This window comes from Nocardioides sp. NBC_00850, from assembly GCF_045207335.1.
Taxonomy (GTDB): Bacteria; Actinomycetota; Actinomycetes; order Propionibacteriales; family Nocardioidaceae; genus Nocardioides.
Genome location: NZ_CP108845.1, coordinates 5988952 through 6003051, shown reverse-complemented (window position 1 = coordinate 6003051; position 14100 = coordinate 5988952). Strand labels below are relative to the sequence as shown.

At 71.0% G+C, this 14100-nt stretch carries 11 protein-coding genes; 5 read left to right on the top strand and 6 right to left on the bottom strand.

Annotation, left to right across the window (positions count from 1 at the left end; genetic code table 11):
- Window positions 1-44: 44 nt before the first annotated feature.
- Window positions 45-1886: a flavin-containing monooxygenase gene (locus tag OH802_RS29085; RefSeq protein WP_406023830.1), complete on the bottom strand. Its 1842-nt coding sequence runs from the start codon at window positions 1884-1886 to the stop codon at window positions 45-47.
- A 136-nt stretch (window positions 1887-2022) separates the two neighbouring features.
- Here OH802_RS29085 and OH802_RS29080 point away from each other — a divergent pair, with 136 nt between their 5' ends.
- Window positions 2023-3090, top strand: a complete 1068-nt coding sequence (locus OH802_RS29080; protein WP_406023829.1) for an SDR family NAD(P)-dependent oxidoreductase — start codon at window positions 2023-2025, stop codon at window positions 3088-3090.
- Between the two features lie 10 nt (window positions 3091-3100).
- Here the strand turns inward: OH802_RS29080 and OH802_RS29075 are convergent, their stop codons facing one another.
- Complete coding sequence (locus OH802_RS29075) at window positions 3101-3634, bottom strand: TetR/AcrR family transcriptional regulator (RefSeq protein WP_406023828.1); 534 nt, start codon at window positions 3632-3634, stop codon at window positions 3101-3103.
- A 121-nt stretch (window positions 3635-3755) separates the two neighbouring features.
- Here OH802_RS29075 and OH802_RS29070 point away from each other — a divergent pair, with 121 nt between their 5' ends.
- The 3 genes from OH802_RS29070 (at window position 3756) to erm (ending at window position 6717) form a co-directional block, all read left to right on the top strand.
- Window positions 3756-4304: a DinB family protein gene (locus OH802_RS29070; RefSeq protein ID WP_406023827.1), complete on the top strand. Its 549-nt coding sequence runs from the start codon at window positions 3756-3758 to the stop codon at window positions 4302-4304.
- 36 nt (window positions 4305-4340) lie between these two features.
- Window positions 4341-5741 carry an NAD(P)H-quinone dehydrogenase gene (locus tag OH802_RS29065; protein WP_406023826.1) on the top strand — a complete coding sequence of 467 codons (1401 nt, stop codon included), beginning with the start codon at window positions 4341-4343 and terminating at the stop codon, window positions 5739-5741.
- Window positions 5742-5958: 217 nt separating this feature from the next.
- Window positions 5959-6717, top strand: coding sequence for a 23S ribosomal RNA methyltransferase Erm (erm, locus tag OH802_RS29060; RefSeq protein WP_406023825.1), 759 nt, complete (start codon window positions 5959-5961; stop codon window positions 6715-6717).
- Window positions 6718-6814: 97 nt separating this feature from the next.
- Here erm and OH802_RS29055 read toward each other — a convergent pair whose 3' ends face one another.
- Window positions 6815-10192, bottom strand: coding sequence for a pyruvate carboxylase (locus OH802_RS29055; protein ID WP_406023824.1), 3378 nt, complete (start codon window positions 10190-10192; stop codon window positions 6815-6817).
- 137 nt (window positions 10193-10329) lie between these two features.
- On the opposite strand from OH802_RS29055, the gene OH802_RS29050 reads away from it, so the two are divergent.
- Complete coding sequence (locus OH802_RS29050) at window positions 10330-11250, top strand: hypothetical protein (RefSeq protein WP_406023823.1); 921 nt, start codon at window positions 10330-10332, stop codon at window positions 11248-11250.
- Window positions 11251-11254: 4 nt separating this feature from the next.
- Here OH802_RS29050 and OH802_RS29045 read toward each other — a convergent pair whose 3' ends face one another.
- The 3 genes from OH802_RS29045 to OH802_RS29035 form a co-directional block, all read right to left on the bottom strand.
- Window positions 11255-11920 carry a response regulator gene (locus tag OH802_RS29045; protein ID WP_406023822.1) on the bottom strand — a complete coding sequence of 222 codons (666 nt, stop codon included), beginning with the start codon at window positions 11918-11920 and terminating at the stop codon, window positions 11255-11257.
- The gene (locus OH802_RS29040) at window positions 11920-13086 is read right to left on the bottom strand and encodes a hypothetical protein (protein WP_406023821.1); all 1167 of its coding nucleotides are present in this window, start codon (window positions 13084-13086) and stop codon (window positions 11920-11922) included. The genes OH802_RS29045 and OH802_RS29040 overlap by 1 nt, the downstream gene beginning before the upstream one ends.
- Before the next feature lie 93 nt (window positions 13087-13179).
- Window positions 13180-14088 (bottom strand): LysR family transcriptional regulator, encoded by a 909-nt coding sequence (locus OH802_RS29035; RefSeq protein ID WP_406023820.1) that lies wholly within the window; start codon window positions 14086-14088, stop codon window positions 13180-13182.
- Window positions 14089-14100: the final 12 nt, after the last annotated feature.

Sequence of the window (14100 nt, the reverse complement as noted above, 5' to 3'; positions counted from 1 at the left end):
GAGAGAGGCCCGGGGACGCGTACGTATCGCGGCCCCGGGCTTCTTCACGTCCGGGGCACGGCGAGCGCTTCGTCGATGGAGGTCTCGCGCCAGGCGCGGAGCTCCTCGTGGAAGGCGACGGCGGAGCCCGGGTAGCCGGTGGGTACGTCAGGCCGCCCGGCGCCCTCGGCGTTGTAGTAGCCGGGCGTGCACTCGGCGTGGAACCAGGCATGCCGCGGCGCGCCTTCGGCGAGCCGGCAGGCCCAGGCGTCCTCGGCCTCGCGGGACGGCTCGATGAGGGCGCCGCGCGCCTCGGCGGCGACCACCAGCGCGGCGGCGTGGACGGCCTGCTCGTCGAGGATGTGGCTGAAGTTCACGCTGCTGGCGTTGTGGAGCGAGCCCATCTTGATCAGGTTGGGGAACCCGCTGGACGCGAAGCCGTGCAGCGACCGCGGGCCCTCCTGCGCCCAGGCCTGGAGGAGCTGTACGCCGTCGCGACCGGTCACCGGCAGCCTGCCCGAGGTGATCCCCGAGACGCCGACGGAGAAGCCGGTCGCGAAGACCAGGGCGTCCACCTCGTACTCGACTCCGTCCACGACCACACCGCGCTCGGTCATCCGCTCGATGCCGTGAGAGTCGGCGGTGTCGACGAGGGTGACGTTGTCGCGGTTGAAGGCGGGCAGGTACGTGTCGGAGAACGTGGGCCGCTTGCAGGCATAGCGATACCAGGGCTGGAGCGCCGACGCGGTCGCCGGATCCTCGACGATCTCGGTGACCCGGGCGCGGATCCGCTCCATCGTCGCGTGGTCGAGGGCCTCGTACGCGGCCTCGCTCTGCTGGTTCTCGTGGCAGGATTCGAAGTCACGGCGGAAGCTCGGCAGCAGCTTCTCGAGCAGCGCCGCCGACTCGGTCCAGGCGTCGTCGACGAGGTCCTCGTCGACGCCCGGGACGGCCTCGCCGGAGACGAGCCGCAGGAAGTTCTCGCGGCGCTCGGTGGCCCAGCCGGGGCGGTCGGCGCCGAGGTCGGCGGCGGTGAGCGGGCGCTGGCCGCGTACGCCGACGGTGGAGGGGGTGCGCTGGAAGACGTAGAGGTGCCCGGCGTCCTCGGCGAGCATCGGCACCGCCTGGATGCCGGTCGCCCCGGTGCCCACGATGCCGACATTCCGGCCGGCGAGGCCGGTCATGCCGCCCGCGGGGGTGCCGCCGGTGTAGCCGTAGTCCCAGCGCGAGGTGTGGAAGGTGTGACCCGCGAACGACTCGATCCCGGGGATGCCGGGCAGCTTCGGCTCGGTCAGGGTGCCGGTCGCCGTGATGACGTACGTCGCCCGGAACTCGTCGCCGCGGTCGGTGGTCACCAGCCAGCGCTGGTCTGCGTCGTCCCAGGTCAGCGAGGTCACAGCGGTCGAGAAGAGCGCGTTCTGGTAGAGGTCGAACTTCTCGGCGATGCGCACGGCGTGCTGTCGGATCTCCTCGCCGGGGGCGTACTTCCAGCGCGGGATGTAGCCGGTCTCCTCGAGCAGCGGCAGGTAGACGGCCGCGTCGATGTCGCAGTGGATGCCGGGGTAGCGGTTCCAGTACCAGGTGCCGCCGAAGTCGCCGCCCTTCTCGACGATGCGCACCGACTCGATGCCCTGCTGGCGCAGCCGCGCGCCGGCGAGGATGCCGCCGAAGCCGCCGCCGACGACCGCCACGTCGACCATGTCGCGGACCGGCCCGCGGTCGGCGCGCTCGGTGTAGGGGTCCTCGGCGAAGTAGCCGAACTCGGCCTCGGTGGGCCGATACTGCGCGGATCCGTCGGGACGCACCCGGCGCTCGCGTTCGGCGGTGTAGCGCTCCTTGATCTGGGTTGCCTTGATCTGGGCAGCGCGCTCGGGGGTGACCGGGTTCTCGCAGCGCGGCAGGGTCATGACGCGGCTCCTCTCGTGGGGTGGGGTGTGCCCGGTGCGCCGACGAGGGTCGCGAAGTGCCCCGAGCGGCATTCGCGGTTACGATAGCCGAAACGGACAAGTGTGTCCGGTTCGCCTCCGACGAAAGGTCGCCGCCATGTCGACCCTCACCGCTTCCTCGCCCGTACGCAGCTTCTTGGCCCATCCGGTGGCCGGGAAGGTCCTGCGCGGCGTCATCGCGGCCGGCGGTGGCACCGAGGAGGCGCTCGCGCCGGCGCTCGGGCTGCCGCTGGACAAGCTCGTCGAGATGTCCGGCGGCAGGTTCCCGGCCGAGGTCGTCGGGCTGCTGGTCGGTATCGCCGAGACCGGCGTGATCCCCGACGGCGTGCCGACGGCCGATGCCGCTCCGGCGAGCGCGCCGGCGGAGCCTGCGCCTGACCTGGGCATCGAGATCGGCTCGCACCAGCCCTGGACCGAGCTGCTCACCGGCGGCCGGTTCTCGGGCCAGACCGTGGTGGTCACCGGCGCCGCGGGCGGGATCGGGAAGGCGGTCGCGGCCCGCATCATCGGCGAGGGCGGGCATGTGGTCGGCATTGACGTATCGGCTGAGAAGCTGTCCACGGCAGCGACCGAGCTGGGCGAGAGGTTCTACGCACTGGCCGCGGACATCACCGCGCCGGAGACCGGATCCGAGGTCCTGGCCGCTGCCGGGGAGCGCATCGACGCGCTGGCCAACGTGGCCGGTGTGATGGACGACGACGCCGCCCCGCACGAGATCGACGACACGATCTGGGCGCGCTGCATGTCGGTCAACGTCGACGGGCCGATGCGGCTGATGCGCGCGGTGCTGCCCGGGATGCTCGCCGCGGGTGAGGGCCGGATCGTCAATGTCGTCTCCGAGGCCGGGCTCCGCGGCTCCGCGGCCGGTGCTGCGTACACGACCTCGAAGCACGCCCTCGTCGGTCTGACGAAGTCGGCGGCGTTCCAGTACGCGGGGACCGGGGTGCGCATCAATGCCCTCGCGCCGGGCGCGGTCGCGACCGGGATCCACGTGCCCGAGGGCGCCCCCTACGGCTCGTCCCGGACGGCCGGGATGCGCGTCGCGATCCCCGGGATCGCCACCGCCGAGGAGCTCGCCGCCTCGATCACGTTCCTGCTCTCGCGCGACTCGGTGAACATCAACGGAGCCGTGGTCGCCTCTGACGGCGGCTGGTCTGCCGCCTAGAAACCCCGGCCTAAACGCCCGGCGTGACCGGGCCGATCTCGATCCCGAGCAGACCCCACGCCCGGCGGGCGGCGGTCTCGCGCGCCTCAGGCGTGGGTCCGTGCACCCCGCCGGAGACCATCGCGACGGCGAGCATGAGGTCGTCGGTGTCGTAGGTCTCCCTCGGGAGCCCGCCGATGGCGGTGCGTACGCGATCGGCCAGGAAGCGGGAGCTCTCCTCGTCGCTGAGCCGGATGATGCCGACGAAGGCGGTCGAGTGGATCATCTGCCAGGTGACGACGCCGAGCACATCGGCCAGCGTCGCATCGGGGCGGGCGGCGACCTGCTCGATGTCGCGTACGTTCTCCTCCAGCACCGCGGTGGCCAGGGTGAGCCGGTCGGGGAAGTGCCGGTAGAGGGTGCCCTGGCCGACGCCGGCGCGCTTGGCGACCGCCGACATCGGGGCATCGAGACCCTGCTCGGCGAGCACCTCGCGGGCGGCGGTGACCAGGAGGTCACGGTTGCGGACCGCGTCGCTTCGGGTCGGGTTGGCAGGGCTCGTCATCCCAGCAGGGTAATGGCCGGAGGATCTTTTTCGGCCCTCGATCCAATGCGGACAGAAACTGACCTGAACGACTCATAGCGTTGCTGGTGTCAGAGGGAAACACCACCAAGGAGTCCATGTCATGACCGCAACCGCCGCCAGCGCCATGAAGACCAGCGCCACCGCCACCGCCACCTCGTCCCGTGAGCGCGCCGACCTGCTCGAGACCCTGGCCAACCACCGCGGCTTCCTGCGCTTCGCCGTCCGCAACCTGACCGACGAGCAGGCCCGGCTCACCCCGACCGCCTCCGCGCTCAGCCTCGGCGGCCTGGTCAAGCACGTGACAGCCGGCGAGCGGGGCTGGGCCGACTTCATCGTCCGTGGTGCCGTGGCGCAGGAGCTCACGCCGGAGAAGTACGCCGAGTTCGCCGCTGACTTCGTGCTCGCCGAGCACGAGACGCTGGAGGGTGTGCTCGAGGCGTACGAGGCCGTGGCCGCCGCCACCGACGAGCTGATCCGGACCGTCGATCTCGACGCGGACCACGCGGTTCCCGAGGCCCCGTGGTTCGAGTCCGGCGCGCGCTGGTCCAATCGACGCGCCCTCGCCCACATCCTGGCCGAGACCGCCCAGCACGCCGGCCATGCCGACATCATCCGGGAGACCATCGACGGTCAGAAGACGATGGGCTGACTCTGCCGCTCCAGGGGGCGTGGAAGAATGCCGACCATGGCGCGAGTGACGATCATTGGTGGGGGTCCTGGCGGATACGAGGCGGCGCTGGTCGCGCAGCAGCTCGGGGCGGAGGTCACGGTCGTCGACCGTGACGGCCTCGGCGGCAGCGCGGTGCTCACCGACTGCGTACCGAGCAAGACTCTGATCGCCACCTCCGAGCTGATGTCGGACATGACGCTCGCCCGCGACCTGGGCATCAACTTCCGCGACCACCACGGCGACCCGGCCACCGAGCTCTACGCCGACCTCGAGCTGGTCAACAAGCGCGTGAAGTCGCTCGCGCTCGCGCAGTCGAGCGACATCGAGAGCCGGCTGACTCGCCGCGGGATCCGGATCGTCAAGGGCACCGGGCGCATCGACGCCGACAAGCGTCAGGTGATCGCGAGCCGGGCCCAGGACGGAACCGAGGAGGCGATCGAGAACGACGCCGTCCTGATCGCCACCGGCGCCCGGCCGCGGGTGCTGCCCACCGCCCAGCCCGACGGCGAGCGGATCCTGACCTGGGAGCAGGTCTACGACCTCGACGAGCTGCCCTCTCACATGATCGTGGTGGGCTCGGGTGTCACGGGTGTGGAGTTCGCCAACGCCTACCTCAACCTCGGCTCCCAGGTCACGCTGGTCTCCTCGCGCGATCGGGTTCTCCCGGGTGAGGACGCGGATGCGGCGACGGTCCTCCAGGACGTACTCGAGCGGCAGGGGATGAACATCCTCAGCAAGTCGCGGATGGAGTCGGTGACTCGCTCCGGCGACGTCGTCACCGTCAAGCTGACCGACGGTCGCGAGGTCACCGGCAGCCACTGCGTCCTCGCGCTCGGCTCGATCCCCAACACCGAGGGCCTCGGCCTCGAGGAGGCCGGCATCGAGCTCGACGAGGGCGGGTTCATCCGCACCGACAAGGTGTCGCGTACCTCCGCCTACGGCGTGTACGCAGCCGGCGACTGCACCGGTGGCTTCATGCTCGCCTCGACGGCCGCCATGGCCGGCCGGATCGCGATGCGCCACTTCCTCGGCGACGCGGTCATCCCGATGGACCTCAAGGAGGTCGCGGCCAACGTCTTCACCTCCCCGGAGATCGCCACGGTCGGCTACTCGCAGGCGCAGGTCGACTCGGGCGAGGTCGTCGCCGACACCCTGCGCCTCGACCTCAAGGGCAACCCGCGGGCCAAGATGCAGGGCATCGCCGACGGCTTCGTCAAGCTCATCTCCCGCCCCGGCACCGGCGTCGTCATCGGCGGCGTCGTCGTCGGCCCGCGCGCCTCGGAGCTCATCCACCCCATCGCGCTCGCCGTCTCCACCGGCCTCACCGTCGACCAGATCGCCAACACCTTCACGGTCTACCCCTCGATCTCCGGCTCCACCGCCGAGGTCGCCCGCCGCCTCCACCACGTCGAGTAGTCACCGCTAAAACGGTGTGCGAGCAGCGCTGCGGCTTCGCTAGCGTGAGCGCCATGGGTAACTGCTGCATGACGATGATCGTTCGGATCCGCCGCCGCTGACGGCGCGGATCCCACCGAAGCACTCGTCGCATTCGCGCCGCCACCTGGCAACCCTGCCGGGCGGCTCCGAGTGCTACCCGCATGCCGCCCGGCTCCTTCTGTCTCGAGGAGCATCCATGCCCGACGTACGCCCTGGCCGGCACGAGCTCGGCCAGAACTTTCTCACCGACAGGTCGGTACTCGACCGCATCGTCCATCTCGTCTCGCAGCGGCAGGGTCCGCTGGTGGAGTGGGGCACCGGCAACGGTGCCGTCACGCTCGCGTTGGCCGAGCTGGGTCGTCCGCTGGAGGGGGTCGAGATCGACTCCCGCCGAGCCGCCGAGCTGCGGCGACGGACCGGTACGCACGTGTGTATCGCCGAGGGCGACATCCTGCGTCACGCGCCACCGCAGGACGCGGTCGTCGTCTCCAACGTCCCGTTCCACCTGACCACACCGATCCTGCGCCACCTGCTCGCCTCGACGACGTGGCGCCATGCCGTACTCCTCACCCAGTGGGAGGTCGCCCGCAAGCGCGCGGGGGTCGGCGGCACGACCCAGCTCACCGCGCAGTGGTGGCCGTGGTTCACCTTCACCCTCGACCGCCGCGTCCCGTCGACCGCGTTCCGTCCGCGACCCAACGTCGACGGCGGTCTGCTGCTCATCGACCGCCGTCGTGAGCCGCTGCTACCCGAGTCGGAGCTCCGCGACTTCCAGTCGTGGGTGGCCACGGTCTTCAGCAGCCGAGGCCGCGGGGTCGCCGAGATCCTGCGCCGCAACGGCGTCCCCGGTGCACTTGCCGGCCGGATCGCCCGGCGACGCCGGCGATCTCAGGCCCCGGTGCTGCCGCGGGACCTGCGTGCGGAGGACTGGGTCGAGGCGTACGCAGCGCTCTGACCCTCCATCAAGGTATGCAGGGAAAGGCGCACATCCCTAGCGGAATTCCGCACGGGATGTGCGCCTTCGGCTGCATACCTTGACGAAGGAACGCGGCTCAGTCGAGGACGAGCACCAGGTCGCCGCCGTCGACGGCCTGGGTGCCGGAGAAGGCGAGGCGGGAGACGGTGCCGTCGACGGGGGCGGTGATGGCGGCCTCCATCTTCATGGCCTCGATGGTGGCGACGGTGTCGCCGGCCTTGACCGACTCGCCGGCCGCGACCGAGATGGTGACGACGCCCTGGAACGGCGCTGCGACCTGGCCGGGAACGGCAGGGTCGGCCTTCTCGGCGGCGGCGACCTCGGCGGCGACGGAGCGGTCACGTACCCCGATCGGGCGCAGGTGGCCGTTGATCGTGGCCATGACGGTGCGGATGCCGCGCTCGTCGGGCTCGGAGACGGCGGTGAGCCCGAAGATGACCGTCTTGCCCTCGGAGAGCTCGACGATGTGCTCCTCGCCCTCGCGCAGGCCGTAGAGGTAGTCGAGCGTCGAGATCACCGATACGTCGCCCCACTTCGAGCGGGCCTCGGTGAAGTCCTTCGTCGGTCCGGGGAAGAGCAGCCGGTTGAGCGTCCCGCGGCGGTCGGAGGCGAGCCCGGCGGCGTCCTCGGCCGACAGCGTCGGCGACGCCGCCTTCCAGGTGCGTCCCGCGGTCGCCTTGCTGCGGAACGGCTCGGGCCAGCCGCCCGGCGGGTCACCGAGCTCGCCGTTGAGGAACCCGATGACCGAGCCCGGGATGTCGTACGCAGCCGGGTCTGCCTCGAACGCAGCCGGGTCGGCACCGGCGGCGACCAACGACAGAGCCAGGTCGCCGATGACCTTGGACGATGGCGTGACCTTGGGGACGCGGCCGAGGATCTGGTTGGCCGCGGCGTACATGTCCTCGATCTGCTCGAACTTCTCGCCCAGCCCGAGCGCGATCGCCTGCTGGCGTAGGTTGGAGAGCTGTCCGCCCGGGATCTCGTGGCGGTAGACCCGGCCGGTCGGCGCGGGCAGCCCGGACTCAAAGGGCGCGTAGACGCGGCGTACGGCCTCCCAGTAGGGCTCGAGCGAGTTGACCGCCGCCAAGGACAGGCCAGTGGCACGCGAGGTGTGGTCGGTCGCCGCCACCAGCGAGGAGAGCGGCGGCTGGGAGGTGGTGCCGGCCATCGACGCGGTCGCGGCGTCGACGGCGTCGACGCCGGCCTCGATCGCGGCCGTCAGCGTGGCCAGCTGGCCACCGGCGGTGTCGTGGGTGTGCAGGTGGACCGGCAGGTCGAACCGCTCCCGGAGCGCGGTGACCAGGGTGCGCGCGGCGGGCGCCCGCAGCAGCCCGGCCATGTCCTTGATCGCCAGCACGTGCGCCCCGGCCGAGACGATCTCCTCGGCCAGTCGCAGGTAGTAGTCGAGCGTGTAGAGCTTCTCGTCGGGCGAGGAGAGGTCGCCGGTGTAGCAGAGCGCGACCTCGGCGACGGACGTCCCGGTCGCCCGCACCGCGTCGATCGCCGGCCGCATCTGGGACACGTCGTTGAGCGCGTCGAAGATCCGGAACACGTCGATCCCGGTCTCCGCGGCCTCCGAGACGAACGCGTCGGTGACCTCGGTCGGGTAGGGCGTGTAGCCCACGGTGTTACGACCGCGCAGCAGCATCTGCAGGTTGATGTTCGGGATCGCCTCACGCAGGTGCGCAAGCCGCTCCCACGGGTCCTCCGAGAGGAAGCGGAGAGCCACGTCGTACGTCGCCCCACCCCATGCCTCCATCGACCACAGCTGCGGCGTCAGCCGGGCGACATGGCCGGCGACGCCGAGCAGGTCGGTGGTACGGACCCGGGTCGCCAGCAGCGACTGGTGGGCGTCGCGGAAGGTGGTGTCGGTGACCGCCACCGGCTCCTGGGAGCGCAGCGCGGCGGCGAAGCCCTCCGGGCCGAGCTCACGCAGGAGATCCCGCGACCCGGCCGGCGGAGCCACCGACAGGTCGAGCTTCGGCAGCTTCTCGACCGGGTGGAGCGAGACCGGCGCGGCGCCGTGCGGCTGGTTGACCGTCACGTCGGCCAGGTAGGTGAGCAGCTTGGTGCCGCGGTCACCGGAGGCCCGCGCGGTCAGCAGCTGCGGGTGGGTCTCGATGAACGAGGTCGTGATCGAGCCCGAGATGAAGTCGGGGTCGTCGAGCAGCGCCTGCAGGAACGGGATGTTCGTCGCCACCCCGCGGATGCGGAACTCCGCCACGGCCCGCCGGGCCCGGGTGACGGCGTCCTCGAAAGTGCGCCCACGACAGGTGAGCTTGGCGAGCATCGAGTCGAAGTGGGGCGAGACCTCCGCCCCGGCGTACGTTGTGCCGCCGTCGACGCGGATCCCGGCGCCGCCGGGGGAGCGGTAGGTGGTGATCATGCCCGTGTCGGGGCGGAAGTTGTTGGCGGGGTCCTCGGTGGTGATCCGGCACTGCATCGCCGCGCCGCGCAGCTGCACGGAGTCCTGGGTGAGCCCGAGGTCGGCCAGCGTCTCGCCGGACGCGATCCGCATCTGCGAACGCACCAGGTCGACGTCGGTGACCTCCTCGGTCACGGTGTGCTCGACCTGGATGCGCGGGTTCATCTCGATGAAGACGTAGTTGCCCGCGGGGTCGAGCAGGAACTCGACGGTGCCGGCGCAGGAGTAGCCGATCTCCTTGGCGAACCGCACCGCGTCCGCGCACATGCGTTCGCGCAGCTCAGGGTCGAGATTGGGGGCGGGAGCGATCTCGACGACCTTCTGGTGGCGGCGCTGCACGGAGCAGTCACGCTCGAAGAGATGGATCACCTCACCGGTGCCGTCGGCGAGGATCTGCACCTCGATGTGACGCGGCTCGACCACGGCCTGCTCGATGAAGACGGTCGGGTCGCCGAAGGCGGCCTCGCCCTCGCGCATGCAGGTCTCGACCGCCTCGCGCAGCTTGTCGGGGGAGTCGACCCGCCGCATCCCGCGACCACCGCCACCCGCGACCGCCTTCACGAACAGCGGGTAGGGAAGAGCAGAGGCGGCGGAGACGAGCGCGTCGACATCGGTGGACGGCTCGACCGACTGCAGGGTCGGTACGCCGGCAGCCTTGGCCGCCGCGATGGCGGTGGCCTTGTTGCCGGTGAGCGTGAGGACCTCCGCCGACGGTCCGATGAACGTGATCCCCGCCCGGGCGCAGGCCTCGGCCAGCGCCGGGTTCTCGGAGAGGAACCCGTAGCCGGGGTAGATCGCGTCCGCGCCGCTCTGCTTGGCGACCTCGACGATCGCGTCCGGATCGAGATAGGCCCGGATCGGGTGACCGAGCTCTCCGATCTGGTAGGCCTCGTCGGCCTTCAGCCGGTGCTCTGAGCCCCGGTCCTCGTAGGGGAAGACGGCGACCGTCTTGGCCCCGAGCTCAAAGCCTGCGCGGAAAGCTCGGATCGCGATCTCACCGCGGTTGGCAACCAACACCTTCGTGAACATGGCGGCCACGCTACCCATCCGAAGCGCGTCGTCCAGGTTATGGGACGATTTCGCCCAGTTAGTGGACGTTAAGAAGTCGTGAAGTGTGCGGATTCGTTGGGACCGCTAGACGGGTCGCGGACCATACCCTCGGCGGCATGAAGATCAAGACTCGACAGCGTCGTTCAGCTCTGGTCGCGATCGCGGGCACGGCCCTGCTGGCCGGATCGCTCACGGCGCTCGGAGCGGCGAGCTCACCGGCGGCCGCGGCAGGCACCGTGAACTGCTCCGGCTCGATCAACGGCAAGGCCGGTGGCTACATCCGCAAGCGCGGCATCAAGAACAGCACGGTGACCAGCAACTACCGCAGCGCCGGCACCGTCACCTGGTCGCCGCGGGCGTGGATCGAGATCGGCGGAGCCGGTGACGAGACCACCTGGAAGACCAGCTACATCGTGCCCGGCACCGACGGCACCGGCCGCACCGTGACCATCGGCGGGACCAACGGGCAGTCCGTGCTGACCGAGACGAAGGCCACGCAGCTCTACCGCTCCAACGGCTCCGCGGTGACCGGCTGGAGCCCCAAGAAGGTCGTGAACGGCCCGACGACGGCGGTCTACAGCGTCACGACGTCCGGCGTCGTTCAGCAGACCGCGCTCTCGTACTCCAGCGCGGGCACCCGCCTCGGCACGGTCACGAACCTGCCGGTCACCCTGCCGAGCACCACGACCGTCGCAGGCGTGTGGACGAGCCACAACGGCGTGATGTACAACCTCCTCTACTCGATCAACCCGAGCACCAACAAGCTCGAGCAGATCGTCGTACGTCCCGACCGCCCGGCGGAGGCGAAGAAGTACGTCGTTCGCAGCCTCGGCACCGGCTGGCGCTCCATGTCGGTGCACAACTGCTACGACGCCGACGGCGCGGTCGCGGCCAAGGACATCGTCCTGATCAACCCGACCACCGGCAACGCGGTGCGCATCCGCCAGAGCAGCGGGATCGGGCACAGCACGACCTTCTCCGCCTCGACCCGGGTCGGCACCGACGGTTCGTGGAAGTGGAGCGGGATCAGCAGCTAGGGGGTCACCCTGGCCAGAGGTCGAGCAGGTCCCCCGGGCGTAGCCCGAGGGCGTGCTCGATGTCGCCGGGCGAGGTCTCGCGCAGATACTCCGAGACCAGCTGGGCCAGCTCCATCCAGTAGCCGCGCAAGGTCGACTCGGACAGATACATCGACCGGCTCATCTCGGCGTACGTCAGCCCGCGGGCGCGATGGGCGAGGACCTCGCGCTGGCGCGGGGTGAGGACGGTGATGCTGCGGCGGCGTACGAGCACCTCGATGAGTCCGGTGATGCCCGGGGGGATCACCGGCTCGCCGGCGGCGACCGCGCGGAACGCGGTCGCCGCCTCGGCGAGGGAGGCCGACTTCGAGACCACGCCGGTCGCCCCGGCCGCGAGGCAGGCCGCGAGCACGAACCGGCGCTCCTCCTGGGAGTAGACGCAGACCCGGTAGCCGGCCTCGACGATGCGCCGGATGGCCGTGGTGCCCTGTGAGGCGTCGGGCTGGCCGGTGTTGGCGAGGTGGAGGTCGAGGATCACCACGTCGGCCTCCGGCATCGCCGTCAGCAGGTCCTCGACGTTCTCGTGGCTGGACACGAAGGTGAGATCGGGCAGGAGCAGGCTCAGCGAGGCGCGCATCGCCGTCGCGTCGTCCACGTGGCTGAAGCGCGGCCCGGAGGTCACGGCAGACATCACGGCACCTCCGCGGCGGTCGTCTGCGCGAGCGTGACCGTGGTGCCGAGGTCGCGGATGCTGTTGATCCGGACGTCGACGCCCGAGCGCGCGAGCTGCTCGACGACCACCTCCCGCAGCCCGACCCCGAAGTCGGTCGCGGAGGTGTCGAAGCCGATGCCGTCGTCGTGCAGGGTGACCTCCCAGCCGGTGCCGTCCTCGTCCTCGGCGGCATGCAGGACGACCCGAGCCGCCCGCGCGTGCTGACGTACGTTGAGGAGCAGGCTGCGCAGCGCGGCGGCCAGGTCGTCGGCGAGACCGCGCGGGAGCGCGACGTCCTGGGCGAGGTCGGCGACCACCGTGATCGGGAGATCGTCGAACTCCGCGCCGACGGCGGTGACAACCGCGGCCAGGTTGGTCGCCTCGCTCACCGGCGGCGGGGTCTGGCCGCTCAGATAGGCGCGCATCCGGTTGAGCTCGACCTCGGCCTGCGACCGCAGCGCGCCGTTGCCGTCGGCGGTGTCGGTCTCCACCAGCAGCCGCATCATCGCGGTGCCGTTGTGGATCGCGAGCCGGGCACGACGCTCCTCCTCGGCCTTCGCGGCCTCGGCGGCATAGCGCCGCGCCTCATCGGCCTCCGTCCCGATCCGCACGATCGTCTGACAGCCGAACCAGGCCAGCGGCCCGAGCACCAGCAGCGTCAGGCAGGTGCTCAGCGCACCGGTGAGGTCGGCCCAGCCGTCCACGGTCGGCGCGATGTAGACCACCTCGGCGACCGCCAGCGAGGCGAGCAGGAACATCCACAGCCACCGCGAGCGTACGGCCGAGAGTCCGCAGGACACGCACAGCGCATAGCCCAGCTGGAACCCCACCCAGGTGCCCGTACGCAGCTCCACAGGGACCGTCCACAGCCCCACGATCAGCAGCGCAACGGCCACGGCGACGTCGAGCACGGCGTACGTCACCCCCGGCGGGCGCCGGGTGACCAGGGTGATCGCAGCGATCGCGACGAGCATGACGGTGGCGAGAATCCAGCTGGCTCCAGTCAGCCACGGGTGGTCGACGCGGGAGAGCGCGGGCATCGCCGTCAGCAGCGACGGTGCCATCTGCGCGAGGGTCGCCAGTCGCATCCCGGCCACGAAGAATGCCACCAGCCGCGTAGCGGCTGCCCGAGTCGAATGTGGCACCCGTGAATTGTCGCTGATGGTCGGGGGAACGGCGGAGCATGGGGCCAGGATCGGGCATCCGACGCCTCGCCGGTACCAACGAATCCGCGGGCGTCACCGGCCGATCAGGGCACCTCGCTGCTCGTCCATCTGCTCCCGCAGACCGCCCACGACGGCGGCCACGGCAGGCCGGCGCCAGGACTCGGGATGCACGACCGCCCAGTAGGGCAGCCGCTGATGGATGTCCTCGTGGATCAGCCGGACGAGGTCGGGGTGACGGTCGGCCATGAAGCAGGGCAGCAGGCCCAGACCGGCTCCGGCCCGGGTCGCCTCGACGTGCACGAACACGTTCGTGGAGGTGACCGCGTCGCGGATGCCCGGCAGCAGCCGCCGCGGGATGTCGAGGTCGTCGACCTGGAGCATCGAGTCGACGAAGTAGACCAGGCGGTGGCGCACGGCCTCCTCGATCGTGTCGGGGGCGCCGTGGCGCTCCAGATAGCCGGGGGAGGCGTAGAGGCCGAGCTCGTACTCACCCAGGTGCATCGCCCGGCCGCGGTTCACCGCGGGCTCGCCGACCACCACCTCGATGTCGACGCCGGAGCGGTGCTGTGCCGCCTGCCGGGTCACGGTGACGATCTCGACCGAGAGCTCGGGGTGGTCCTGCCGCAGCACGGCGACCGCGGGCGAGGCGATGTACGCAGCGAACCCGTCGGTCGTCGACATCCGGACCACGCCGGCCACCGGGTCGGCCGGTTCGTCGGCAGCCAGCCGGGCCAGCGACTCGGCGACTCCCTCGGCGGCGCGCGCCGCGCGCTCACCGAGAGCGGTCAGCGCCCAGCCGTCGGAGCCGCGCACCAGGACCCGGCCGCCGAGGGCGCGCTCGAGGGCGGAGATGTTGCGGCTGACCGTCGTGTGGGTCAGGCCCAGTGAGCGGGCGGCGGTGGTGAAGCGGCCGCTGCGCGCCACCTCCAGCAGCACCAGCAGCTGGTCGGCGGAGGGCGGCGTCGACGGGGAGGTGGCCATCGGGCCACCCTA

Coding starts and splice junctions, on each gene's coding strand:
- OH802_RS29065 (WP_406023826.1), top strand. CDS start 4,341: ATGGCGCGAGTGACGATCATTGGTGGGGGTCCTGGCGGATACGAGGCG.
- OH802_RS29070 (WP_406023827.1), top strand. CDS start 3,756: ATGACCGCAACCGCCGCCAGCGCCATGAAGACCAGCGCCACCGCCACC.
- OH802_RS29055 (WP_406023824.1), bottom strand. CDS start 10,192: ATGTTCACGAAGGTGTTGGTTGCCAACCGCGGTGAGATCGCGATCCGA.
- OH802_RS29045 (WP_406023822.1), bottom strand. CDS start 11,920: ATGTCTGCCGTGACCTCCGGGCCGCGCTTCAGCCACGTGGACGACGCG.
- OH802_RS29035 (WP_406023820.1), bottom strand. CDS start 14,088: ATGGCCACCTCCCCGTCGACGCCGCCCTCCGCCGACCAGCTGCTGGTG.
- erm (WP_406023825.1), top strand. CDS start 5,959: ATGCCCGACGTACGCCCTGGCCGGCACGAGCTCGGCCAGAACTTTCTC.
- OH802_RS29050 (WP_406023823.1), top strand. CDS start 10,330: ATGAAGATCAAGACTCGACAGCGTCGTTCAGCTCTGGTCGCGATCGCG.
- OH802_RS29085 (WP_406023830.1), bottom strand. CDS start 1,886: ATGACCCTGCCGCGCTGCGAGAACCCGGTCACCCCCGAGCGCGCTGCC.
- OH802_RS29080 (WP_406023829.1), top strand. CDS start 2,023: ATGTCGACCCTCACCGCTTCCTCGCCCGTACGCAGCTTCTTGGCCCAT.
- OH802_RS29075 (WP_406023828.1), bottom strand. CDS start 3,634: ATGACGAGCCCTGCCAACCCGACCCGAAGCGACGCGGTCCGCAACCGT.